Origin of the sequence: Fervidicoccus fontis Kam940 (genome assembly GCF_000258425.1) — an archaeon.
GTDB classification, from domain to species: Archaea; Thermoproteota; Thermoprotei_A; order Sulfolobales; family Fervidicoccaceae; genus Fervidicoccus; species Fervidicoccus fontis.
On the sequence record NC_017461.1, the window covers coordinates 204,662 to 229,651 of the forward strand.

Sequence of the window (24,990 nt, forward strand, 5' to 3'; positions counted from 1 at the left end):
TATAAAAATTCCATCACAACAATTATATTTGAGATTATCGGTAATGCCTATGCCAAAATACACTTTTGGTCCAATAATTTCTAGAAGGCTAGGATTAAGCTTAGGAGTGAACAACATACCATACAAAACTTGCTCATACTCATGTATATACTGCCAGCTTGGAAGGACGGAGAATTTTTCAATTGAACGGAGAGAATTCTATAATTGGAAAGAGATTGTAAACGATGTCGAAAGGACTGTGAATGAGCTGAATGGAAAAGTCGACTATATTACGTTTGTCCCGGACGGCGAGCCGCTGTTGGATAAAAATATAGGGATTGAAATAAGTGAGATCAAGAAAAGAGTTTCTCCAAAAGTTGCAGTTATTACCAATTCATCTCTTCTATACCTTGAAGGAGCGAGAAGCGATCTCTCGGAATCTGACCTCGCATCTGTGAAGGTTGATGCAACTAGAGAAGATGTTTGGAGGAGAATAAATAGACCTCACCCTAAGCTATCTTTATCTAGCATTTTGGATGGAATAAAGGAATTTTCTAAGACCTATAGAGGGAAGCTAATAACTGAAACCATGCTTGTTGATGGAGTGAATTCGGAGACTAAAAGCATTGAGGAGGTTGCCTCATTTATAAATTCAATAAATCCGGCTAAAGCATATATATCAATTCCAGTAAGACCTCCTGCGGAGCAGTTCGTAAAATCTCCGAGTCCAGATAAGCTCGTTGAGGCACATGAAATATTTAAGAGAATCTTAGGAGAAGAAAAAGTGGAACTTCTCAACCTTCCTGAGCCTCCGCCTCCTTCTGCGCACGGTAGTTCGGAGGACTGGATCCTCTCTGTAACTTCGGTGCATCCCCAAAAGCTTGAGTACGCATTAAATGCACTTAGTGGAATAACAAACGATCCGGAAGGAGTTATAGCAAGGCTCGAAGCTGAAGGAATGATAAAAACTGTTGAATATGCGGGATCGAAATTTATAGTTAGGTGGTTCGAAAACAGAAAGAAATGATCAGAACTGTAAAAGTAGTTCAGTATATTTTTTAATTTTATCTTCTCCAAATTGAGCGAGCCAAGCCGTCCACGTCAATTCTATGGGTCTATATCCGTAAGAAATAGCGATTCTTTCAGCTTCCCTGACAAATTCTATATCTCTTTTTGTATTTATTTCAGCAATTTCTCCTGATTTATACAGGGTTTCATTTAGAAATCTTTTGACAACTCTATCTGGCACGATAGTATCTACCCCTCCCATCATCCTTAAATATTGAAAGGTGACGATTCCCATTCCTTTCATTCTTCCTATTAGATCCTCCCTCCACTTTTCCAATACAGCACTCTTTGCCCAAAGTCTGAGAGCTTCTCTGTCTTCCCTATTTATGGATGATAGATAAAATGCTATTTCCTTTGCGACATTCCAGGACCTCTCGTTCTTCCACACTGCTCGAAGATTATCGATATCTGCGCCAGCTAGGTCTCTCAAGCCTTTTATCTTCCCAGCATCGACAAATTTTTCTTTGAACTCCAGTGCTCTCGGGAGAATTGAGTTGAAGTAGTTTAAGCCTGTAGAGGTGAAGGAAGCATCAATGACCATCATTAGCGCGCTTCCTCCCCACCTATCACTCTTCAGCACCTTATCGCAGTATTCTCTAATTCCAGGAATTTTATTTAAGTACGAATTTAAAATTTCTTTAAGCGAAGCCAAGCTCTTCGCCTTTTAGATTTTTTAAGAATTTACGGTTATTTGAACGGGATAGAAAACGCATGCCCCCTGATTATTAGGCATCGTGCAGTATTCTAATTGTAAGTAAAGCGTAGCTTGCTGAGAGCTCTGAGTAAAGAAGCCTGAAAAGGTAGCATTAACATATCCATTTGGTGGAATAGAAACCCATCCTGTGGAGTTGCTTAAAATTGCCCCATTGGAAATTTGAATATAATTGGAAGAAGTATATGTCGAGTTGTAAAGTGCGATATTTGCATTAAGGCTTCCCATATTTCCGGTCATATTATTGAGGAAAAGAATAACATAATATGAAGAGCTATCTGTATTGATAATAGAAAGAAGAATAAATCCCGTGATGTTATATGTATTTCCCGAAATAGCCGCACTGACATTAATAGAAGTTTTATTTGCCCCAAATGAAAATGAAAGAACCCCGCTTGTCAATGTATAAGTATCTCCTCCCAAGATGCTATCTGTGCTTGGAACTGTATAATTTAGTGTATATTTTCCAGCATTGCTTCCTATGATTATTGAACCTCCAGAACCCGTTCCGACTACAATATCGCTCAAAATATAAAGCTGCACATTATTTCCTGTTGAAATAGTTGAATTGATTAGATTTCCTAAATTATCCCAAACTTCTATTTTATAACCTTGAGGAACGTTAAGAAAGTTTACATATCTAGGATCAGTAGTAGATGTTATGAAATCATCAAAATATACACCACTACCACTTAAATTATTAGTAACATCATCAATTTCTAACCCAACATATGAAGGTTGAAATAAATAACGCCCTTTTATTGTGGCTGATGTACTTGCAACAAGAGCTCCAGATGTATCATATACGTATGCAGATATGCTTATGCTAGATGATGCATATACATAATTAACAACTAATATATACCAATTATTCACATTATAATTTGATATGCTAAAGTAATTGAATTGATTCCATCCCCATCTATTTGAATAGCCCCATATGTATAATTCACCATTATATATTGAAATTTCGTAAAGTTGAGATTTATTGCTATCAATTAATGCTATCCCTTTATAAACATCAGGATTAGTTGTTGCTAGCTTAACTTTAACGGAAACCCAAAGCGAATTATAATTGCTTATGCTCGTTTGCCAATAATATTGAGATGCATAACCAATCCCTCCGTCATTATCCTTTCCATATAGAGCATTTCCCTTATAACCCTCATTTGGAGAAATACTCCAGTTTCCTCCGATGTTACTCCATCCAGAAGGCATCTGCTCAAAATCTGTGTAACAAATAGCACTTCGAGAGGTTCTCTGAAGGCTCATTGGATAGGAAGGTGGCGGAGCTTGGAACTTAATTGAAGGATTCGTTGGTTTTACATTGATTTGAACCGGATCATATACAAATACGCTTGCTATTGCTATTAATCCCACTAGAGGAACTATCAAGATCGCGAGTGTTTTAAACTTATTCATTTTCTTCACAATTTTCTTCCATAATATTTCTACGATCATCAAATTTTTTGTCTTGTCTACTTAAAAAATTTTTATGTTGAAAGGTTCGCTTTTTTGAAAATGAACCAACCAGCAACAAATGGAACTGCTATCCACAGAATTCCTGAAGCTATTACAAGAGCTGGATTGATGACTGAAGAAGCAACGCTCGGGGCTAAGCTCAGAGATCTGCTCACGAAATACGAAGCGAATTCCGTCAAACCGAGTGGGCTGAAGTAGTCTAGCTCGTACCTGAGCTTCTGCAACATATCGAATAGATTGCCGCTTGTTCCGTATAATTCAAAGGCAACTACAGAGGCGATTATGCTGAGGATTATCGTGAAGAATATATACAGGAATACTGAAAGCGCTAGGTATCTTCCTGAGCTTGCGACAGTCGATATAAAATAGCACAAGCTATAGAAGGCGACTAGAGCGCCAGTGACTCCTAAAAATAGGAGAACCATTTGGCCTGCTCTCAAGGTGTATCCTATCAGAGCAATGCTCCCTAGGACGAAGGAAGTAAAGAACACCGCCGTAGAGGTAATAGTTGTTAGAACTCCAGCCGCATACCTCGTGTAGTATATATCCCACCTCGTTACAGGTCTGGCTAAAAGGAACTCTAATGCACCCATTCCTCTAGGCTTTGCAATGAGCGCATATACTATATAGAGCACAATGATTGGAAAGAACTCTGCAAAGAGCGAAATTCCTGAGGCCCCTAAGGCCAAGCTTGTTACAGTCCTCTGCACGCTACCGGGCGTGTATTGCTCTACAGGAATTGTTGAATAATATTCATTCCCTTGAGGGTCTTTCATTACAAGAAGAGCAAGTGACTGGTTCGAAAGATTTTCACTCAGCGAAAAGATATTCGCGCCTGGAGAGACATTTCCTATATATTTCGCACTGCTTAAGTTGATTTGGCTTAATGAAGATAAGATTGTCGAGTTCACAAGCTCATAATAAAGCGAATACCCTCCACTAGGTAGATCTAGAATTAGGAAAGCTTTGCTCAGATTCTCATTGCTGTAAACGCTTCCGGATCCGTAGATTTTCTCCGTATTGTTTATTCCTGAAAAAGTCAAACATGAAGTGCACCAATACAGATTTCCTCCTCTTTCGTTAAATGTAGATAAATACATCAAAGACCCTATGTTTGTCGAAAGGTCTATTTCAAGCACAGGAGTCAAGCCGGATGTATTCAGCATGGAAATATCTTGAGTGCCGAGAGAAATACTATAATTTCCGTAGCCGCTTATTGGAAAAGTCTCACTCTTCACCAGAATTGAGGAATAAGGAGTTCTAGGCGAATTAGCCTGTTGCGTGAGGTTTACAAGAGAAAGCGTTACATTAACTGTTCCCCTAGCTGGATTCAGATCTGCATCGTAAGCATAAAGCTGAACGTTAAGCACACTGCTGCTGATATTAAGGCTGCCATAGCCGTCAAAAGAAACTGTGCCTGAGCTCATGCTTAAAGTTGCAGATAGCATATAGGATAGACCTATTCCTGCAAGTATAAAGACGATCAAAGCTATAAGTGTTGCAGGTCTGAGAAATGACCTTTTGAAGTCGTAAAGTAGAGCTCCCATTGTTATTCACCTCTGCTTTTCAAAAGCGAGAAGAAGAAGTCCTCAAGGCTCCTCTCCTCATACTTTATTTCGAGAACGTTGAGACCCTTTTCTACTAAAACCTTTACAACCTCTCCTGAGCTCACGGATGGAGAAGAAATGACAACGTACTCTCCTTGCTTTGATACTTTTCCGTATTTTTCAAGTAAGTTCACAGTATTGTCATCAATTTTATCCAGCTTAATTACAATTGATGGCTTAACTGTGTTTATTATTTCATCAACTTTGTAGGATCCTATAACCTTGCCTTTATGTATGAAAACTACCCTGTCAGCTATATTCTGAACCTCTCCAAGTATGTGCGATGAAAATAATATTGCCTTCTTCCTCTTTTTGAAATCCACCGCCATATCTCTAAAAAAAGCAATTCCTTGCGGGTCAAGCCCATTTAGAACCTCATCAAAAATGAAATTGGGAGGATCGTTTATCATGGAGACTGCAAGTGCAAATCTCTTCTTCATTCCCTGAGAGAAAGCTGAAAGCTTCATGTTAAGAGCATTTTCTAGTCCAAATCTCTCCAGCATTTCCTTTCCCATTTTCTTTGCCTCACTTGAAGATAGACCATAGTAACCTGCCAAGTACACGAAATAATCTAAAGCTTTAAAGTCTGTTTCGAAAATGGGCAACTCTGGAACCCAACCGATCTTCTCAGAAGCCTTCCTCTTATCTCTCGTAATTGAGAACCCATCGATTGATACGTCTCCTGAATCAGGGGGGAGAACGCCGACGGCTACCCTGATAGTTGTCGTCTTTCCTGCACCGTTTAATCCGACATACCCTACTATCTCTCCATTACTTACATTGAAAGAGACGTTCTCTATAGCTTTCACATTTCCAAAATATTTGCTTATGTTGTTTATTTCTATCAAAATTCGACACCAGAAAATTGTCCTGAGTCTATTTTGCGTAATTCTCTTAATATTTTTTATTTTTTAATTAATATTAATAAATTATCAAACTATAGAAAGTAGCAATGGCAGAAGCAAAGGTTATGCGTAGCAAGAGCGTTAGTAGCTGAGCCAGAAGTTCTGCTCATGGACGAACCAACTTCTTCTTTAGATACTATTTCTGCTGATAAAAAAGCTGATTAAAAAAACCTCAGAATCATTTTGCTATAATCATTGTAACTCACAGTATATACAAGCACTGAGATTATCTGAATATACTTCATTTTTATATTTGGAAGAGTTAGCCAAATATGGTCATACAGAGCAGATCTTTGACAAGCCTAAAAGCGAGTTGACAAAAAGATACATAAGAGGAGAGTTTGGTAAAAAATCATCATTATTTTTAAATAATAAAATTCGATTTCAATTTCACAAAATTATTTTTCAGAAAACATCCCGCCTCCTCCGGGAGTCTCAATAATTACTTCATCTCCCTCTCCAAGCATCTCCTTAAATTTGCTCCCATTCTCCTCTATCTTTCCGCTTTTTCTCACTACTTGAACTCTTGCAGGCTTTCCTGAACCTCCTCCCCACAGTCCATATGGTCCTCTCTTAAACCTATCTCCTATTATCGCTAAATAAGCAGGCTCCAAAACTCTAAAAGCCCTAATTATTCCGTCTCCACCTCTATATTTCCCCTTTCCTCCGCTTCCCTCTCTGATTCTATATTCAGTAAAAATTATTGGGTAGCTCCTTTCAGCTATCTCTATCGGCGTATTCATAGTATTTGTCATGTTAACATGAACTCCGCTTACCCCGTCCTTCCCCGGCCTTGCGCCCGTACCGCCACCTATAGTCTCATAATAGGCCCAACTTCTCCCTCCTTCAATATATCCTCCAAGCATAACATTCATCATAGTTCCTGAGCCTGCTGCTGGAATCTTTTCAGGGAGAATATATGAAAGCGCTTTGAAAACCGTATCTACAATCCTTTGGCTAGTTTCCAAGTTACCCCCAGAAACTGGAGCGGGTTTTCTAGGGTTGAGTACGCTTCCCTCTTCAGCCCTCACATTTACTATAGAGTAAAAACCCTCATTTGTAGGGACATCCTCTTCAAGGAGAGCTCTAACTGAATAGCTTGAAGCAGCAAATGTTACTCCAAATACGGCATTCAGAGGTGCAGCAACTTGCTTAGAGGAGCCTGAGAAATCTATATCAACCCCTCTGCTGCTTATTGAAACATTTGCTCTTATCGCAATATCTCTATCATCGAGTTCAACACAATCCTCAGCGCTCGCCTCTCCCTTCTTCCAGCTATCTATTTGCTTTAGAGAAAGGATCCTTGAATACTCAATAGACTTTTCCCATGAATTCTGAACGTTTTCTACTCCATATTTTTCGATCATCTCCTTTACTCTTACAGTTCCAACTAAATCTGCCGCAATTTGTGCGTGAAGATCCGCTATTACACTCTGAGGAGTTCTAACGTTTTCCGCTATAAATCTTAAAGCTTCTCCATCAATCTTTCCCTTCTTCACTAACTTTATTGGAGGTATTATTAGGCCTTCTTCATATATGCTCTTGGCATCAGGATTTATGCTTCCTGGGACAGGTCCGCCTACATCTACGTGATGAGCCTTATTTACCACATAACCAATGAGCCTTCCGTGATGAAAAACAGGAGCGAGTAGCATTATATCGTTGAGGTGGGTCCCAGAAATATAAGGATCGTTTACTGCGATTATATCACCTTCTTCAATCGCTATGCCATTCTGTTGGATAAAAAATAGAAGTTTTTCAAGTCCAACCCTAAACGAACCTAAGTGAACTGGAATATGCTCGGCCTGAGCAACGATCTTCCCATCTTCATTCGCTACAGCGCAGCTATGATCCATCCTCTCCCTTATGTTAGGGGAAAAAGCCGATCTCTTAAGAGAAATGCCCATTTCTTCTGCAATATACGAAGTAGTTTTATATATAAGCTCCCAGGCTACCATAGCTACATCCTCTCCAATATGAGCTCTGAAAAAGCGCCAACAGATACCCTCCACCCTGAAGGTACAAATGTCGTCGTATCATATTCATCTATTAGCAACGGCCCTTCAGCTTTAAAGCCTTCATCCAATGAATACCTGCAATATATTGGGGTTTCGATCCATTCCCCATTCATGTAAACTTTTCTGTATCCTTTTGCCCTTCCAGACGCTCTAATCTTAGGGGCTGAGAACAAAGGTTTCTCCCTCTTTGAAACTGCAAAGACTCTTGCCAGTACAACCTCTATATCACTTTCAAGCATAAATCCATAAGTTGAGAAGTGCTTTTTATTAAAGGTCTTTTTTATCTCCTTAATATCTACGGGACTTCCAACTGGAACGGTGAGCTCCCATCCCTGTCCTACATATCTCACATCGGCATACCTAATAAAGTAATCGACTCTTCCAACCTTCTTTAAAAGCTTTTCCTCCATATTTCTATAGGCCATTTCAATGTCTTTTGGAAATGCTGTCCTATCCTCAAATCTCCAATCTGCCATTAGAAGTCCTAAAGCACTGAAGACTCCAGGATGCGGAGGTATAACGATTTTCTTTATTCCTATCTCGTTGGCAAGCTCAGCTGCAAACTGGGGACCTGCACCGCCGAAGGCAAATAAAACGAATTCTTCTGGATCTATCCCCCTCTCAACAGTTACGAGCCTTATAGCTCTGGCCATTTCAAGGTCTGCAAGCTTTATTGATCTGTTAGCTATCTCTACAGGTTCTCCTAAAGATGAGAGAGCCTTGATAGCCAGATCTTTCCGGATCTTCATTTTGCCACCCAAGAGGCTTTCCCCTATCCTTCCAAGAACAAGATTTGCATCTGTGAGAGTTGGGTACTTGCCACCCCTATCATAGCAGGCAGGACCAGGGTCAGCACCTGCGCTCTTTGGTCCAATTCTAAGCGCTCCTGCATCATCCCTCCATATTATTGTTCCTCCGCCCGCTGAAACTTCAGCTAAGTCTATAAATGGAAATCGAACCGAGTACCCTGAGCCCTTAATCATTCTTCCATGGTTGCTCTCTCCTCCCACCTCATATTCGCTTGTTATTTCGAACTCGTAATTAACTATAGTCCCTGCCTTAGCAGTAGTACCCCCCATGTCAAAGCTTATAGCCTTATTGATACCCATCATCCTGCAAAGCTCTGCTGTAGCAACGACCCCAGCAGCAGGTCCGCTCTCGACAAGCTGGACAGGCCTCTTACTGGCCTCCTCTGCATCTACAATACCTCCTGAGCTAGACATAACCAAAAGCTCCTTTACGTTAAGCTCTTTCAGCCTCTTATTGAGCCTTTCAATATACTTAGAAATTATTGGCATTAGAGCAGCATTCACCAAAGCGGAAGAAGTCCTTTCATACTCTCTGGGCTCGGGTGATACGAGATAAGATGGGGAGACATATTCTACATATTTGCTTAAGATCCTTTCAGCCGTCTTCTCGTGTGATGGATTTATGTAAGAATGGAGGAAAGAAATTGCCACTGAAGAGACACCCGCTTCCTTCAATTTTGATCCTATCTCTTCGATTTGCTCCTCCCTAATTTTCTCGAGCACCCTGCCGAATGCATCTATCCTCTCATTTGCCTCAAATATAAAATCTCTTTCAACAAGAGGCTTAGGCTTTTCGAAAAATATATCGTAGAGTTTTGGTCTGTTCTGCCTCCCTATCTCAATTACTCCCTTAAATCCCCTTGTAGTAACTAGAGAGAGTTTGGGAATCTCTATTCCAAACTGCCCTCTGATGGCATTTGTACCCAAAGTAGTAGCATGTATTACTGTTTCTCCACTGCCCAAAGCTTTTAATCCCTCTATAACAGCATCTTCTGGGCTTTTTGGAGTAGATAAAGATTTGAAGAAACCTATAGATCCGTCATCCTTTATATACACAAAATCCGTAAATGTTCCGCCAGTATCTATTCCGACGACTTTTGGCAAATGATCCCACCTAATGAAGCATAAATTAATCTTGAAAATTTTGCTCTAAATAAATTAATTGTTAATATTTCAGGGGATTGCATCAGATTTGAGATAAAAAATCAGTGTATTGTTTTTTTCATTCTTCAGCTAGTGATTTTACAATGAGTACTTTTAAAATATATATTGAAATAACATTTATCCAGAGCAAATTTCAAAAAATGGTTGAATTGCATGTAGAAATCAAGAGCAAAAAACCACTTTCATTCTGGTTTCATAAAAAGTTAAAAAACCTCAATTTTAAAGTTTGATATCAGTAATGGTACTCAATTGATATTGTGAGAGCTACACCATTGAATATCGAAGGGTTGTATATAGTTACATATACTTCTCCCGGAAGCACAGGCACAACAAAAGTTCCGCTAGAAGATTCCCTCTGAGGAGGGTACCTAGAAAAGTAGTTTCCGTCCGGGAACTGCTGGGAAAAGTTGCTTCCTATCCAAATATAAATGGCGCTCGTTGAACTATATGATATTTTCAAATAGCCAGCATATGGAAGTGTATAATTTAATGTAACGTAACTCATAGAAGGTATTGCAAGCGCTTTATTCGATTCAAGCGATTCGCTATAGTTCAAGTTTGCAATATTGGAAAGCACGCTCATCTTATAATAGCTCCAAGCGAATGCGCAGATGAACAGGAGCGCTATAACGAGGAGAATGGCATTTGTCACGTTAAAAGATCCTTTTCTCTCGTTTTTTCTTTCTTCACTTTGGGTTCCAGTAGATATTTTTTCTCACCATCACATAACTTAACCTCTTCTCTATCTTATATTTTTCGAAATGCCGAGGGAAACGCATTTATCTGAAATCTTTTAATTTTATATTTATTGATCTAAAAGGGCGATTGAATTGGTGAGACCAAAGTTTTATGGAGTTATTACTCCATTTATAACTCCTTTTAAAGAGGATCTTTCCCTAGATTTGGATTCTGCTAGATGGCTCGCAAGGTATCAGGCAGAAGGAGGTGTTCACGGAATCTTTCCAAACAGCACTACTGGAGAATTTGTTCACCTTTCAAAAGAGGAAGCTGTAAAATTGACAGGCACGGTACTAGAAGAGGTAGGCGGGAAGGTCTGGATAATTCCAGGCATAAGCGCAAATAGCACTGAAGATAGCATATCGCTCGGAAGGATTTTTAAGAATATGGGAGTTTCTGGAACGATCATCACTCCGCCATTTTTCTTTAAAGTTTCTGGAGAGAGGCTGAAGCTTCACTTCTCGATGGTAGCTGAAAGAGTAGACCTACCTATTATAATTTACAACATTCCTAGCGCAACTGGAATAAATATCCCAATATCGCTCTACAGGGAGCTTTCGGAGGAGTACAGCAATATAGTAGGGGCTAAGGTGACGTATGAGAACTTCACATACCTCAGGGGGCTGATCCAGGAAGTGAAGTCAGTGAGAGAAGATTTCTCAATTCTTGTAGGATTTGACGACATGCTTTTACCGAACTTAATGATGGGCGGGGATGGAGGAATAATGGCTTTAGCCAATGCGGCACCTAAGATTCATAGGAATGTGTACGACTTTTGGAGAGAGGGAAGTTTTGAAAAGGCATTGGAATGGTGGAAAAAGTTGCTTGAGCTCACTAAGGTCTACGACATTTCCACATCTTTTCCAACAGCTGTGAAAACGCTTCTAAGTGTAATGGGATCGCCAGTAAAGCCCTACGTTAGACCTCCTTTAACTCCTGAGAGAGATGAAGTTGTTCAAAAAGTAAGAAAAATAGCGGAGAGCTTGGGCTTGAAAATTTAATAATAAAAGTTTTTTTAAAAAAAATTACCCCCAGAGGTCTTTAGCTTGCTTTAAAAGCCCCAGCTCTTCAAGCTTTTCTTTCATAGGCTTTCCAGTAACAGGATCGATTTTTCTCATAGCATAATAATGCCTCAGCATTTCCTCAATATTCGGGACATTCCCCTGAGTCCCTCCTCTTTTTATGGACCTGAGGATTATTTTTGGAAGCTTTTCATCTTCTTTTCTCATTCCAAGTCTCAGGTTTATGCTTCTCTTTATATTGTAGATCCTCTCACCCAATACATTGAACTCTTTAGGCTCAACCTTCACTCCAGTTATTGCTGAATAGAATTTTGATATCGTTGTAAGAGAATTTGCGGAGAACTTACATAGTATAAGCGAGTCGTAAACTTCTCTAACATTTTGGAACTTTATAAAAGACTCCACCTTCTCTGGATTGGAAGCAAACCTATCTGTCTGCCTGATTCCGAGCTCAGGTATCTCCTGTCCAATCTCAACAGTAAAGTAATCAGGTCTCATGTGACACGCTCCTCTAGTGCTTGTTGCGTATGTTAATGCTTGCATCGAAAAAGCCCTGGGATCATGCATAGGTATTTCAAGCCCCTTTACAACAGCTACTTCTCCATCTTCTATGCCCAGCTTACTTGCAGCAACTTTCGTTCCCTCTGCGAGAATCCCTCCAATGCTCTTTCTATTTGCTATCATGTGAACAAGCTCTATAGCTACATCCTTATCTCCCCATTTAGCTTCCAATCCTCCTAGCTTTTCCTTGGTGAGCTTCCCCTTTTCATATGCATTCATCGCAAAAGCTACGGATGCTCCTGCGGAAATTGTGTCCATCCCATAGGCATTGCAGAGGTAGTTTATATATATCAATGCATCTAAATCATCAATACCGCATAGAGGACCAAAAGCCGCAGCGGTCTCATACTCTAAAGTATCAGCCTTTTCTAAGCCATATTTACCGAACTCAATTTCCTTGCCGCACGCGATCGGGCATCCCGTGCATGCGATTGGCTTCACATAATATTTCTCTCTTAGGGCCTTCCCATTAAGTTTGTATGCTGGAAATATTGAATCCTGGTAGTATTTAGTAGGGACGTCTCCATAGGACATTCCGGCTGCGACATAATCTAAAGTACCGTAAAGGCGAGACATATGGGTTGTGGGGTTTGACTCAATTTCTGCTATTGCTTTAGGCAGGAGCTCAGAAAATGTCTTGGGATCCGCAATCGGCGGCTCCATGTTCCCGTATACTGCTACAGCCTTAAGATTCTTCGATCCCATAACTGCCCCCATTCCTGTCCTCCCAGCAGCTTTTCCCTCGTCATTGATTACTGCTGCAAATTTGACCATATTTTCCCCTGCAGGTCCTATAGATGCCACCTTAACATCCCTGCCGAGCTCATCCCTTATCGCTTCTTGAGTCTCATACGTAGTTAGTCCCCACAGGTCGGATGCGTCCTTTATTTCTGCCTCTCCGTTATGGACAAATAGGTATACAGGCTTGCTGGATCTTCCCACAAATAGTATTCCGTCGTAGCCGCTCAGCTTTAAGGATGCAGGAAAATGTCCCCCTGCAGTCGACTCTCCCCACAGCCCAGTAAGCGGGGATTTTGCACAGATAGCGTATCTGCTAGATGAGGGAACTTTACTTCCAGTAAATGAACCTGTTATAAAGAGGAGCGGCGAATCAGGAGAAAGCGGATCCAGATCTCTGGTAAGGATGTCATAAAGCAGTGCTGCTGCAAGCCCTGAGCCTCCTACAAAGCTCTTTGCCATTTCTTCGCTTAGTTCGAGCGTTTTAATTGTGCCTGTGCTCAGATCGACTTTAAGTATTTTTCCATGAAATCCTCCTATCATAATTACCACCCATACTCTCCTTTTAATGCGTTAAGAAACAGCTCTTTAACTTCCTCAATAGAAATAGGCCTTGGAGACATTGGAGTGCATATATCTTCATATGCGTATTCTGCCAATACATCGAGCTTTTCTCTGAGCTTTGCCTCATCCACTCCTAGATCCTTTAGAGTTAATGGAGCTTTGACCTGCTTGAAGAAGTCCAAGAACTTTAAAACAAGTGCTTTTTGCAGCGGCTCTTCATTCACCCCAAGCTCCTTTGCAAGTTCTGTATATTTATCAGAGACCTCAGCGTAAAAGCCAATGACATACGGTATGAAGACTCCAACTGCGAAGCCATGATGTATTGAGAAGACTTTTCCCAACGAATGACCCAAGCTGTGAGTGAGTGCTATTCCTCCATTGCTAAAAGCTAATCCTGCCATCGTAGCAGCCTCATGGATTTTCAGTCTAGCCTCTATATCATCTGAATGCGAAAGAACTCTCGGAAGCCATCTCATAATCAACTTTATGGCGCCTATCGCTAAGAAATCGGTCATTTCAAATGAAGAATGGGTTAAGTAGCTATCTACAGCATGAGCAAATGCATCAAGTGCGGTTCCTAATGTAAGCTTTGGAGGAAGCCCCACGACAAAAGAGGGATCAAGGACTGCAAAATCTGGAACGAGCTCTGGATGGACGACTGAGAACTTTCTAGGTGGGGAATAAGACTCATCGGTGATCACTGCTGCAGAAGTTGCCTCGGAACCTGTTCCGCTTGTCGTAGGAATTGCTGCAAAGAGAGCTTTATTTCTTAATCCGAGAGGGGCCATAGGGTTTATAAGCTTAAAATCAATATCTGGTCTTTCATAAAGTGCCCATGCAACCTTTGAGGTGTCAATAGCGCTCCCGCCGCCAACAGCGACAATTAAATCTGCATCAAACTGTTCCATAGCTTGAGCACAAGGCTTAAGCGTAGATATGGGGGGTTCTGGAACGACCTTATCCCATACGGTGGTATTGAATCCAAATGATTGAAGAACCCTGCCTACTCCAAATGCCATGGGCTTAATATACGGATCGGTCACGATGAACGCTCTTTTCTTTTTTAAAGCTGATGAAACACTCGACGCGAACATAGGAGTGGCGGCGAGGCCCATAAATATTCTTGGAGAAATGAACGTCGTTATTAGCGTTCTACCTTCTGGGGAATATGCAAACTGTAAATATTGTCTAACAACTGGTTTATATAGATACCAATTCGACATGGTTAGAACACCTTTATATATCTTTATTATTTATAATTATAGTTAGAACACTTATAAAAAACTTTTTAATATGACTTATCAAAGGATTTAAAAATAATTACAAAAATAATTAAAGTTTTTTCTTCCAGATACCTAAAATAAGCAATGATGCGACTACCGCAAGTGTTATGCATAACACAATTATTCCCATCAAAGAGCCTTTTTCGGAACCGACAGTCTGCGAATTGGATAAAGTGCTCGTTGAGCTGTTCTGAAGATTCTCTTTCTCTTCGCTTTGAGAAGTGCATGTCCCGTTGTAGGTGCAGGCCTCAGTTGTTTGGTTCTCAAAAGTGTTTGAGGAAACGTTTCCCAATCCTGATTTCAGACCTTCAAATTTAACTTCAACATATGCGGGGATTATGCCAGAGCTTGAATAAGCTCTGAGGAATAGACTCAAGCTTGTAGAGTTACTTACCTGTATCGTTACCAGGGAAATCCCATTGCTAGAACTGCAATTTTCGCTGCTGTAAGATCCTTCTATTCTCGTTACTTCTACATTACTCGAAGTTGGATGGAGTATTAAAATGTATACAATACCTGGAGATTCCGCATTTATAGAAATTACCGAGCTACCCTCTTCATTCAAGATCATGCTCATGTTCTCTAATTCTTCACCTCCTATGCTATTCAGGATGTATTCCGCCCTACTCGCAAGATCTGAAGGAATTAGCACGTCTCCGAGCAAGGTCATATTGGGATAGAAGCTCCAACTTTCAACCCAATTTATGGCTTGAGTAAGTAGCTGCTCCGAAGTGTTGGTGTTGAATGACTCTAAATTGAAGCTGAAGTATACTGAACGGTATCCATTATCGCTCCAGAACTTATCATAGGCAATTATCCCGGCGAGCCCATCGCTTGATATTGCCACGATTTTTGGCTGATATGCTCCGAGAAGGGCTTCCATCAAACTTTCTGGGATTCTTAATGTTATATTGAATTTCCCAATTCCGGGAATTTTAAAGGAGATATTAAGATCATTTCCGTAAATAGAAGATGTTTGAACCGCTTCATAAATGAGAAGCATATCAGTAAAGGAAAAATTGCGATAATTTGATAGATTACTCCCGTTTGAGTTAGAAAGGTTTACAGTTGGCCATTTTGAAAAATTGATTTTATTTGATACTATAAAGTCAATATCCTGGGGGAAAGCCAGTTGCCATCCTACTTCTGTATATAAAAAAGGAGAACCGTTTTGGCTTCTTTGGTTGTCAAATTCAAAATTTTCTGGCAACGAAAGGCCCATTTTCTGAGCATCTGAGGTTGAGTTTAACTTCCCGCTGAACTGAACAAACGGAATCTGAAGAGGAATTGATCCTATCATCTCAGCTACTTGAGGATCAGCGTTAATGCAAAAGAAGTTTGACACCTCATCTTTTACATATTCGAATAAGGTAAGCTGCGGAATGCCAAGAAGAGTTGCCAAGTTGTCGAGGCTAGATAAATTTGACGTATTATAGTCTATGTTTCCTTTAGCTCCTACTTTTGTCTTTTCGCTACAAGATTCCCAAATTACCCAATCGCTGAGAGATCCCTGTGTAGCTATTAGACCGGCATGGTGTTGACTGACATAGCTTGAAAGTGCACCAAGAGCTCCATTGTCCTTTAAATCCCAATCGAGGAGAGTTGAGCTCTCCAAGCCTAAATACAAATTGCTTAAGATGATCGCATTCGGCTCATATTCTTCAAGTGCTGAGCTCAAATCGCTCGAATCTGTTATGTATATTCTATATTGCTTTCCTATTAAATTCCAGTAATGAAATTGCAATGCTCCTAGACTGTTGTGCTCACTTGCCTCGGTCCAGGAGTCGTTTATGTTATTGATAAGACCTTGGGAAAGATTATATGAAGAGATTGAATTGATAAAGCTACTTGTACTATTGTAGATTAGCCAAAGCTTAACGCTGGGATCAACGATGAGAATTTTGTTCGTACTAGAGCTGTTGTAAACATAGTACATACCTGCCAAAGATTCTGATGTATTGTTGTAAATGTCACTCGCCATTGATTTGTAAACTACATAGTTGCCAGGTTCTTGACCTGGTATTTGTGTTTCAATTGCTTCGATAGTTGAAGTTATATTGGGAATACTAGCATTTATTCCAAAGCTACTTAGCTTTGAAGCTATTCCCTGAAGATAGCTGTTGATCTCTTCAACGCTATTTTCTATCCCTGTGCTCAACTCTTCTGAGTGCGCACTTATCCATAGTCCTCCAGATATGCTGTACTCTATGCTCAAAGAACTAAGCGGATTTTCTCCGACTGCTACAGCAATTAAATTTAGTGGCATGCCGGAGCCTAAGGACAGCCCATCAGGAAGAAATATCGGCATACTTAGTGAAGATTGAGTAAAGTTTTGAGAATTTGGAATGAAAATGAAGGTAATCGGAGGAAGCATGCTATGATTTTCTCCATAACTGACATTATAAGAGTCTTCATAAATAATAATCCCGTTTTTAACAACCTTATAGCTTACGCTTGAAATTACAGAGACGGTATAATTTGTGGTATATCTTAAAATTGGGGAAATATATACAGCAGAAAAGTTCTTCGTAATAAGTCCAGGTATATAAGCAACACTCCATCCGGGATAGAAGGGAATTGAATTGAATGTGTAGTTTATGAGCTCTTGCTGGGGGAATTTTAGCCCCATATATGCCCCCAAACATGCTGGACAGATGTCACCTTCAATTCCGACTGTTATGTTTATGCTCACTTCCACGCTATAGCTTTCATTTCCATTAATAAAAATTAGGACAGGCTGTAGCGAGGAGACTTCATTAGAAGCAGGATACTGGTATATAGAAGGCTGAAATGCACATTGGCTTTCATTCGCAATTGAAGATGAAGATACAATTAGAGATGACAAATATGTTATTGTTATAATAAAAACTGAAAAAAATAAAACTCTCTTTGCAATTAAGGAGTTCTCAGACATGCGCATCTATCTCTTTAAAAAAATTTTATTGCAAATTAGATAAATATTATTAAAAATTTTATTTTTTGTGATTTTTATTAAATATACTAACCTAAGTTGATCTCTTTATTAATATAACCAGTGTAAAAACATATGTTTAAAAGTGATATAATCCAGGTTGAGGTTTACTTTTAGCGAAAAATTCTTTAAATTATAGAGCTATTGCATTGTTATAGGTCTTCCGTGACCTGGATATATAATTTTAGGCCTAAGCTCAAGCAACTTCTTCATGCTCTTCTCTGCCATTATTTGATCAAGGGTAAACTTTCTTGGAGGAAGGGATGGTTTTCCATTATCGCTTTCAATTGCATCACCTGAAAACATAATATCTCCAGAAACGTAAGCAGTGCTTCCTGGCGTATGACCTGGAGCTGCGACAGCTTTCATGCCAGCTACTTCATCTCCATCCTTAACTTTAATGTCGACTTTAACAGGCTTAATGGTCGCAAATAAGGACATTATTCTTAGAGACAGGCTCGGAAATTTAGGCCTTGCACTTCCTTCTATAATGTCAGCCTCAGCTTCCGGAGCTACTACTTTTGCTTTTGTCCTCTCAGCTATCTCAGATGCATACTTAATGTGATCATAGTGATAATGAGTTATCAAAACATATTTTATTGAGATCCCATGCTCTTTTGCAATTAAGAGTACATCGGAAGGCTTAGCACCTGCATCGATTAGAATACCCTCGCTTGTAAGATAGGTATTACACATTCCTTTTATCAAAAATACTTCCAAGCTTTTTCCCCTCTTTTAATATAATTACGTAATTTATAAAATTTAACTCATTTAGATATGAAGTATAGGGAAGAATCTCAAAATATATACGTAACGAATTAATTTTTCGCAAATATAAAAAATGAATTAGGAATGAGCTATGAAGAGGAAAGCCCTAATTCTTATAGGACCTGAGTTTGAAGATATTGAAGCATTATATCCTTATTATCGCTTAATTGAAGCCGGATTTGATGTAACAGTAGCTGCGCCTTTCAGCGGTGAAGTAGAAGGCAAGCATGGATATAGAATGAATTCTAAAGCAATAAAAGACATAAACCCTGATGACTTCGATATTCTCGTCCTTCCTGGAGGAAGAGGACCTGAAAGGATAAGAGTTTCAGCAAGAGATGACGCTGTAAGAATTGTGAAGAGCTTTTATGATTCTGGAAAGCCTATTGCAGCAATTTGCCACGGACCTCAACTCCTCTTGTCTGCAGGAATCGTGAAAGATATCAAGCTTACAAGCTATCCAGGGATTGCAGACGACCTAAAAGCTGGAGGCGCTGAGTGGTTAAATGAAAAGGTTGTTGTTCATGGAAATATAATTACATCGAGGCTTCCAGAAGATCTTCCTTATTGGATGGAAGCATTACTGAAGGCGCTCAGCAATTCCTGAAGTTTTTCATTCATTATTATAAATTTGTAGAAATCGACAGCTTATATCAGTAAAAACTATAAATAATGCATAATTGAAAATCCAAAACATTTAAAAAAAGGCTTACTTTAAGTGCAAAAAAAGATACTATAGATGAAGCAAAAAAAGTAGCGCAAAGAGAGGGAAAGACGCTGAATAGCATAATAAAGAGATGCTTTGAGCCATTCGCTTTCCTGTTGAAAGTCGAGTCGAATGAATTGAATGGTAACAAGTTTTCTTCTTATATACATAGATAAGTTAAGAATATAAGTTGACAATTTCTAAAACTTTTATAATAATTTTTTATGCAAAACTTATATATTTTGATTAATAAATTATACTAGTGGTAATATGTCTTCTGAAAAAGAAAGAGTTGAAGCTCTTTTAAAAAAAGTTGAAGAAATTTCCCAAGAATCGAAAAAATCCGACTACAAGATGCCGGTAATTCTTCCTTTCCTCCCTGCAATATTATATTTCGTTGCAGTAATATTGTTAGCTATTGGAATGCTTTATTCCTCTCCGAGCATAGAATATCCATATTCTTCATATTCATATCTTCAGGAAAGCTCGCATAGTTTCAATGATTCTGTTTTCTCTTCTTTATTAATACTATTCGGATTTTTGGTAATAATTATTTCCATATTCATCAACTTCTACGTTATATATAAATGGGTTAAAAGAAGAAATGATCACTTCCTCAGAAATATGTCTTTCTATGAGAATATTGCAGAAATAACGAATCTTTTAAAGTTCAAGAGAGTATATTCAATTAAATCCAGACTAAATGAGCTGAAAGATATCAACAATAATATAAAAAGTGCTATTGTCAATTCGATATTAATAATTGTTCCGTTCTATATCTTATATGTTTATCACTTCATCAATAAAGACTTCGTAAAGCATTCTCAGAAGGAAAGGCTTCTTTTAAGCGAAGTTATAGATGAAATTAGGGAAAAAGTCCCTTTATTTACAAGAAGAATAGAAGAATTTGCTGAAGTTCCAGACAGAAGCACGCTTTTATACGTAATTCTTTACTTTATTACCTGCGGACTTTTCGGCATATATTGGGTCTACACGCTTACAAACGATCCAAACAGACATTTTGAAAGCCACCAAATTATAGAGAAAGAGCTGATCACAGCACTGAAGGAAATTTTATCAAAACAGTAATTTTTTGCAATATTTTTTTAAACGCTAGTAAACTGTCTCGCTTAAAGTACTGTGTCTCTGATAGAGAGGATGAAGTTATTTGCAAGTAGCTCGAAAAATTATTCTTCATTAAAATGCAATATTTTTATATTAAATTTATATATAAAAATTAATAACTAAAAAGTTAATCGATCTATGATTAAGTACCATAATCCAGGTATGTTGGTAATGAGGGAGAGTTCAAGCTGTTTAAGGAGCCGTGGAAGTTCAGGTTCTACGATGTTAAAAGGACTGAGTGACCAAAGTGTCACGCTATATTCACAACTATTACAGCGTGCTTTTCCAAAGGAAAAGGAGTCGGAGTTCGTGATTCAAGTGTGACAGAAAAAGGTTATAAATTAAGAAAATGTCGCAAATGCATCACTCAACATTTTAAGTGTAAGCGGAAAGTTTTCCAATTCTGAACAAAAGTTTGTACTTCCAATTACAGCTATATCAACTTTTTTATTCCAAGCTTTTAATAGAAGTACTAAGATCCTAGTGGAATAAAACAGACGGAGATTCTGCTGTCAGTTAGGAAAACCTCCTGAAGGAAATAATCAGTATGATCGAGAACAACAAAGTAGCATTTGAAATTCTGACTAAGGGCAGCGCTTGCTGTAGGGGATGATCTTTGCCTAGAAGAGGCTGAAAAGCATTGAAGCCTCCGCATTGCTTTCTGCTAGACTGATTTCATTTTCGGAATGTTTTCTTCAACCGTGTCTTTTGATTCCAACGAACCAAAAATCTTATAAAATTCGAGGATAAAGACCTGCAGGCATCATATCTTTTTTGTTCTAATGGTAGATTGCTATTTTTTTGATGACTCTGCCCTAGCTGCCCTCCTTCTTGAAGAAGAGAAATTGAATCTCTCTGTCTGAGTGGATAGCATGTAATGATCCGCTAGTGGTATCATGCACTAGCGAATTTGAAAATTTTTAGCCGATTCCATAGAGCGAAATTCTTCAGCTTTTTTAAAAGACCAATTATCGATATGATGCAACTATTCCTTCGTAAGCATTATCCTATCATTCGATTGATTTTAATAAAAAAATATTTAATAGTGGGATAATTTAATATTAAAAAACAGAAAAAGGTAATTTGATATGGAAAAAGAAAAGGGCAATATATGGTATATCTTTGCATATATATTGACCTGGTTATCAGGCATAATAGTATTCATTACCGAGGGACAGAAGGATAAAAGGCTCAAGTTTCACTCCCTGCAGTCGATTTTCCTCGGAATATTAGGCACAATAATAGATTTGGTATTTTTCTTCATACCTTTCCTCGGACCTTTCCTGCTCTTTCTGGTTTGGCTGTACGGGATGTACATAGCTTTTAAAGCATACAGTGGAGTGGACGTCAAAGTTCCAGTCCTCGGAGACTATGCAGCGAAGTATTCTGAATACACTCCTTAGCCTTTCTCCTTTCCAAAAAGCACGAGAGCTTCAGAAAATTTTTTATCATTTCCCTAATGCAAATAAGATAAGCGAGGTGCGGCTATGTGCCAGAAGAAAGCGCCAGACGAGGTGTCCAACGTCGCACCTCATGTAAAATAGAGCGATGGATCGGGAAAGAGCTATATCTCGTCCCAAAGATTTTTAGAAGACCCTTGTATTGGAAGAGCCCTCGAGAACTTCTCGATGAGAGGTTTGAGCTCCTCCCACTCTTCCTTGCTAATTGGAGGTGTTCCCACTTCTTGCTTGATCTTCCTCATGAGCTCCACTGACTTCCTGCACCCGTTCTCAGATTTCGGAATCACGAACCACATGTAGACTATCAGCAGTGTGAACTTCATGGGCTTTGCCTGAGATCCCATGAATTCCATTATGAAGAATTCATCGGTCTCAGCAGCCTCAGAGAAGGAGAGCTTTTTGAAGTAAGAATATATGAGTGAAGTTGGGAGGAAGAGGGCCTCAATCATGTTCTTCACGATTTGGGCGTCGGAGGTTGTAATGCCGCTCTTTTCTTTCGCTGTATTGAGGAGCTCGACTGCATCTTCTCTATCCAGGAGCTCGGCGCTTTCTCCGTATCTTCCGAAGATCTTTGGAAGTGGCCTGTCAAGTATTCCTATGCTGTAGACCTTCCTCATTTTGTTGAAAAAGTTGCCTCCATAATAAAGCACATAAGGCTCGCAAATCAAAATAAATCAGCTCATATGTTTTCTGTTGCACCAGCTAATTAACTTATCCTCGCTCGGTTTAAGCGCCTTCCAGCATTACCTCCTCATTGAGCTGATATGAATGATCTTTAGAAAAAAAGCTTTCCATGAACAGCATTAAAGATAAAGAAGCTCTGTGCTTCGAATTCTCGAGCCTAGATGTAAACCTTTTCTCAGGATTCAACGTCTCCAGGAACAATATAGAACAGAAGGTGCGTCTCTGGCTTTATTCTCAATGCTTTCCTGCATTTTTCCGTATCTCTTTTATTACGCTCGAGCTAAGCAAAAAGATTTTGCCAAAAGGCTTAGAATAGATAAATTCGTACTAATTTATTAAAGATAATTTATAAAGATATAAAAAGGAGAGAAGATGATTTATGAAAGAATCGGCATAAATGTCTTTCTGACAAATTCTGAAGGAATAGAGGCTGGTGATTTTTTAGAAAGGTGCTCAGACTTCATAGTTATTGAAAGATCTTTCCCACCTACTAATAATGAGGGAAAATTCTATGCATATTTCCTTGTAAAGAGTGGGTTATCTACCGAGAGTGCGGTTAAGATTATCCTTACTCTTATCCATAAGGGAAAAGCGTTTTACTATGGATTGAAGGACAGCAACTCGCTTTCTGTGCAGAATATCGTTTTAACAGAATTTGTTGGAAAAAATTTGTGTTTTGGAGGTAAAGCTAGGCTAATATATCAAGGAAAAACTGATTTTATCCCCAAAAAAGGGGGGTTCAATTCAAACATATTTGCAATAAAGTTTCCGGACTCTATAGATGCGGAAAAAACGCTTGAGGAAATTAAAAAGCTCAAAGCATTTCCGAACTTTTTTGGTCATCAAAGATTCGGGTTCCATGAACCCTTTAATCATGAAATTGCGATAAAGCTATTGAAAGATGGAAAGCTAAATACAAGAAGTTGGAAAGGTGAGTTTTTAGCGGAATCGCTACAGAGTTATATTTTCAACGTCTGCCTTTCAAGAATAGATTTTAAGGAAGATTACAACAGTAAGATGGGAATTCTTTTAGGAACAAGACATAAAGAGGCTTTAAAGAAGAAAGTCTTGTTAAAGGATCATTACGAATGTTCACTGGAAGTTGCGGAGGAGCTTGGAATATTGGAGCTGATAGAAGGAAAAGATTTCCTTAAATACCAGCTAAGGCCACTGTTTATAAAAAACCCTCTCATCAAATATTATAAATCTAAAGAGAAGCTAATAGCTATTGCCAAGATGCCTCCTGGAAGCTATGCATCTCTGATTATAAGAGAAGTTTTTAAGAATGATGAAAGCTGGATGAATAAAAAATGCGTTGCTGAAAAAGTCTGTAAATAAAAAGTGAAGGCTTCTTCTATGATTCTTTGCTGTTCAAACGCAAAAGGACCTATTCAGTGATTTTATTAAATATAATACTTAAATTTTCAAAGAATTAATTAAATTGAGAGAGCGGTTGAGGAAAAATGATAGAGGAAGAGGAAACCAAGAAAATTCTTCAAGAAATGAAGGAAGACCACATTCATGGTGCTTCATGGTATTATGAAAAAATGGTTGAAGTATTTTAAAAAGCTGGGTTTTTCGATAAAAAGCTTGCAAATGAATTAATTAAGATAAGACCCGGGATGGCCTCTATCCAAAATGTGATTGAATCGCTAAAAAAGGCTGAGGAAAAAAGGAATCGGTTTTAATAGAGCTTTAGAAATGCTGGAAAAATACAAAAAAAGCTTCAGAATACTTTTCTAAGACTAAGATCAACGCCACATCTGTTATGACAATAAGCTTTTCATCTAATGTTTTCAATTTTCTCAAAAATTCAAATGTTAAGAAAATATATAGTTGAATCTGAGCCGAACTTAGAGCTAAATGAAGCTAAGGAAAAGCTACGGAAAAATTGTCGATGCCGAGGTTATTTTACACAGCTCAGTTCATTATTTCATTGGGAAAGTGAATGCCATTGCAACTGGAGCGGATGGGATATATGCATCAGGAGATGTTCTGACCTTCTCCCCGCTCTAAAGGGCGAGGGTTTCAGTTGTAAAAAAATATTTAAATTAGGCTAGTCCCATAAATAGCATTAAAGCTGGTACTAGCACGCCGATTATTCCAAATACTATTAGAAGCCAGCCTAATGCTTTTAAAGAAACTTTTCCTCTGGTCATCAGAAATATAGCAATAAATGTTATTATATATAATGTTGTCGCATACGCGAAGAGGTAGTTATGAACTAGCGCAATAAAGGCGTAGAGGAACCAAATCATACCAATTGCTGCATACAAGGAGTAGTCTCCTACGGGAGTTAACCCATACCCTTTAATTAAAATAATTCCTAACGCAACCCATATTACTCCAAAGGTTAAAGCAAAAGTTGCGGTTGTTCCTAAATTTAGTGCGGTTGCTGCATATAAAGCGGCAACTACGTTGAAAATTGCCGCAGCCTCACAAAAAACCCCTGAAGACTTGAGGTCTGGCTTGTTGCTCATAAGTGACATTCCCAGCACAAAGAAGTTTGCTCCAAACAAATATAAAATCATTCCTACTAAAGATTCAACCCACTGCATTTTTATCACTTATAATATTATTATAGAAAACTTTTATTTAAATTTTCATTTCCTATATTTTTATTCTA

General features: G+C 38.7%; 20 protein-coding genes and 2 pseudogenes. 9 read left to right on the forward strand and 13 right to left on the reverse strand.

Annotated features, from left to right (window positions below):
- Positions 1-49: 49 nt before the first annotated feature.
- Entirely contained in the window at positions 50-1,006 is a 957-nt protein-coding gene (locus FFONT_RS01060) for a radical SAM protein (RefSeq protein ID WP_148683468.1), read from the forward strand.
- On the opposite strand, the gene FFONT_RS01065 is transcribed toward FFONT_RS01060, so the two are convergent.
- The 4 genes from FFONT_RS01065 to FFONT_RS01080 form a co-directional block, all read right to left on the reverse strand.
- On the reverse strand, positions 1,007-1,699 hold the full coding sequence (locus tag FFONT_RS01065; RefSeq protein ID WP_014557358.1) for a hypothetical protein: 693 nt from the start codon (positions 1,697-1,699) through the stop codon (positions 1,007-1,009). It lies immediately after the preceding gene.
- A gap of 21 nt (positions 1,700-1,720) precedes the next feature.
- The gene (locus FFONT_RS01070) at positions 1,721-3,181 is read right to left on the reverse strand and encodes a hypothetical protein (protein WP_148683469.1); all 1,461 of its coding nucleotides are present in this window, start codon (positions 3,179-3,181) and stop codon (positions 1,721-1,723) included.
- A gap of 71 nt (positions 3,182-3,252) precedes the next feature.
- A complete protein-coding gene (locus tag FFONT_RS01075) occupies positions 3,253-4,788 on the reverse strand; it encodes an ABC transporter permease subunit (protein WP_014557360.1) in 1,536 nt (511 codons plus the stop codon).
- A 2-nt stretch (positions 4,789-4,790) separates the two neighbouring features.
- Complete coding sequence (locus FFONT_RS01080; protein ID WP_014557361.1) at positions 4,791-5,696, reverse strand: ABC transporter ATP-binding protein; 906 nt, start codon at positions 5,694-5,696, stop codon at positions 4,791-4,793.
- Between the two features lie 117 nt (positions 5,697-5,813).
- Between FFONT_RS01080 and pstB the strand changes: the two are divergent.
- A pseudogene (gene pstB, locus FFONT_RS07275) lies at positions 5,814-5,918 on the forward strand (phosphate ABC transporter ATP-binding protein); the annotation flags it as partial.
- 233 nt (positions 5,919-6,151) lie between these two features.
- On the opposite strand, the gene FFONT_RS01090 reads toward pstB, so the two are convergent.
- The 3 genes from FFONT_RS01090 to FFONT_RS01100 all read right to left on the reverse strand — a co-directional run bounded on the left by FFONT_RS01090 (position 6,152) and on the right by FFONT_RS01100 (position 10,396).
- On the reverse strand, positions 6,152-7,711 hold the full coding sequence (locus FFONT_RS01090; RefSeq protein WP_014557362.1) for a hydantoinase B/oxoprolinase family protein: 1,560 nt from the start codon (positions 7,709-7,711) through the stop codon (positions 6,152-6,154).
- A 2-nt stretch (positions 7,712-7,713) separates the two neighbouring features.
- Positions 7,714-9,684, reverse strand: a complete 1,971-nt coding sequence (locus FFONT_RS01095; protein WP_014557363.1) for a hydantoinase/oxoprolinase family protein — start codon at positions 9,682-9,684, stop codon at positions 7,714-7,716.
- Between the two features lie 292 nt (positions 9,685-9,976).
- On the reverse strand, positions 9,977-10,396 hold the full coding sequence (locus FFONT_RS01100; protein WP_014557364.1) for a hypothetical protein: 420 nt from the start codon (positions 10,394-10,396) through the stop codon (positions 9,977-9,979).
- 181 nt (positions 10,397-10,577) lie between these two features.
- Here FFONT_RS01100 and FFONT_RS01105 point away from each other — a divergent pair, with 181 nt between their 5' ends.
- Complete coding sequence (locus FFONT_RS01105) at positions 10,578-11,483, forward strand: dihydrodipicolinate synthase family protein (RefSeq protein WP_014557365.1); 906 nt, start codon at positions 10,578-10,580, stop codon at positions 11,481-11,483.
- 24 nt (positions 11,484-11,507) lie between these two features.
- On the opposite strand, the gene FFONT_RS01110 is transcribed toward FFONT_RS01105, so the two are convergent.
- The 4 genes from FFONT_RS01110 to FFONT_RS01125 all read right to left on the reverse strand — a co-directional run bounded on the left by FFONT_RS01110 (position 11,508) and on the right by FFONT_RS01125 (position 18,341).
- Entirely contained in the window at positions 11,508-13,346 is a 1,839-nt protein-coding gene (locus FFONT_RS01110) for an aldehyde ferredoxin oxidoreductase family protein (protein ID WP_014557366.1), read from the reverse strand.
- A gap of 2 nt (positions 13,347-13,348) precedes the next feature.
- A complete protein-coding gene (locus FFONT_RS01115; RefSeq protein ID WP_014557367.1) occupies positions 13,349-14,590 on the reverse strand; it encodes an iron-containing alcohol dehydrogenase in 1,242 nt (413 codons plus the stop codon).
- Between the two features lie 109 nt (positions 14,591-14,699).
- Positions 14,700-17,564: a hypothetical protein gene (locus FFONT_RS01120; RefSeq protein WP_014557368.1), complete on the reverse strand. Its 2,865-nt coding sequence runs from the start codon at positions 17,562-17,564 to the stop codon at positions 14,700-14,702.
- Positions 17,565-17,762: 198 nt separating this feature from the next.
- Positions 17,763-18,341 carry an MBL fold metallo-hydrolase gene (locus FFONT_RS01125; protein WP_014557369.1) on the reverse strand — a complete coding sequence of 193 codons (579 nt, stop codon included), beginning with the start codon at positions 18,339-18,341 and terminating at the stop codon, positions 17,763-17,765.
- Between the two features lie 139 nt (positions 18,342-18,480).
- Here FFONT_RS01125 and FFONT_RS01130 point away from each other — a divergent pair, with 139 nt between their 5' ends.
- The 4 genes and pseudogenes from FFONT_RS01130 to FFONT_RS01140 all read left to right on the forward strand — a co-directional run bounded on the left by FFONT_RS01130 (position 18,481) and on the right by FFONT_RS01140 (position 21,623).
- A complete protein-coding gene (locus FFONT_RS01130; RefSeq protein WP_014557370.1) occupies positions 18,481-18,996 on the forward strand; it encodes a type 1 glutamine amidotransferase domain-containing protein in 516 nt (171 codons plus the stop codon).
- Between the two features lie 104 nt (positions 18,997-19,100).
- Positions 19,101-19,271: pseudogene (locus FFONT_RS07280) on the forward strand (hypothetical protein); the annotation flags it as partial.
- Positions 19,272-19,365: 94 nt separating this feature from the next.
- Complete coding sequence (locus tag FFONT_RS01135; RefSeq protein ID WP_014557371.1) at positions 19,366-20,184, forward strand: DUF4234 domain-containing protein; 819 nt, start codon at positions 19,366-19,368, stop codon at positions 20,182-20,184.
- A gap of 1,124 nt (positions 20,185-21,308) precedes the next feature.
- Positions 21,309-21,623 (forward strand): DUF4870 domain-containing protein, encoded by a 315-nt coding sequence (locus tag FFONT_RS01140; RefSeq protein ID WP_014557372.1) that lies wholly within the window; start codon positions 21,309-21,311, stop codon positions 21,621-21,623.
- 161 nt (positions 21,624-21,784) lie between these two features.
- On the opposite strand, the gene FFONT_RS01145 is transcribed toward FFONT_RS01140, so the two are convergent.
- The gene (locus tag FFONT_RS01145) at positions 21,785-22,348 is read right to left on the reverse strand and encodes a hypothetical protein (protein ID WP_148683471.1); all 564 of its coding nucleotides are present in this window, start codon (positions 22,346-22,348) and stop codon (positions 21,785-21,787) included.
- A gap of 388 nt (positions 22,349-22,736) precedes the next feature.
- Between FFONT_RS01145 and truD the strand changes: the two genes are divergently transcribed.
- The gene (gene truD, locus FFONT_RS01150) at positions 22,737-23,702 is read left to right on the forward strand and encodes a tRNA pseudouridine(13) synthase TruD (protein ID WP_014557375.1); all 966 of its coding nucleotides are present in this window, start codon (positions 22,737-22,739) and stop codon (positions 23,700-23,702) included.
- A gap of 525 nt (positions 23,703-24,227) precedes the next feature.
- Positions 24,228-24,380, forward strand: a complete 153-nt coding sequence (locus FFONT_RS06960; protein ID WP_014557376.1) for a hypothetical protein — start codon at positions 24,228-24,230, stop codon at positions 24,378-24,380.
- A gap of 35 nt (positions 24,381-24,415) precedes the next feature.
- Here the strand turns inward: FFONT_RS06960 and FFONT_RS01155 are convergent, their stop codons facing one another.
- Positions 24,416-24,922, reverse strand: coding sequence for an AmiS/UreI family transporter (locus FFONT_RS01155; RefSeq protein WP_148683472.1), 507 nt, complete (start codon positions 24,920-24,922; stop codon positions 24,416-24,418).
- Between the last annotated feature and the right edge of the window lie 68 nt (positions 24,923-24,990).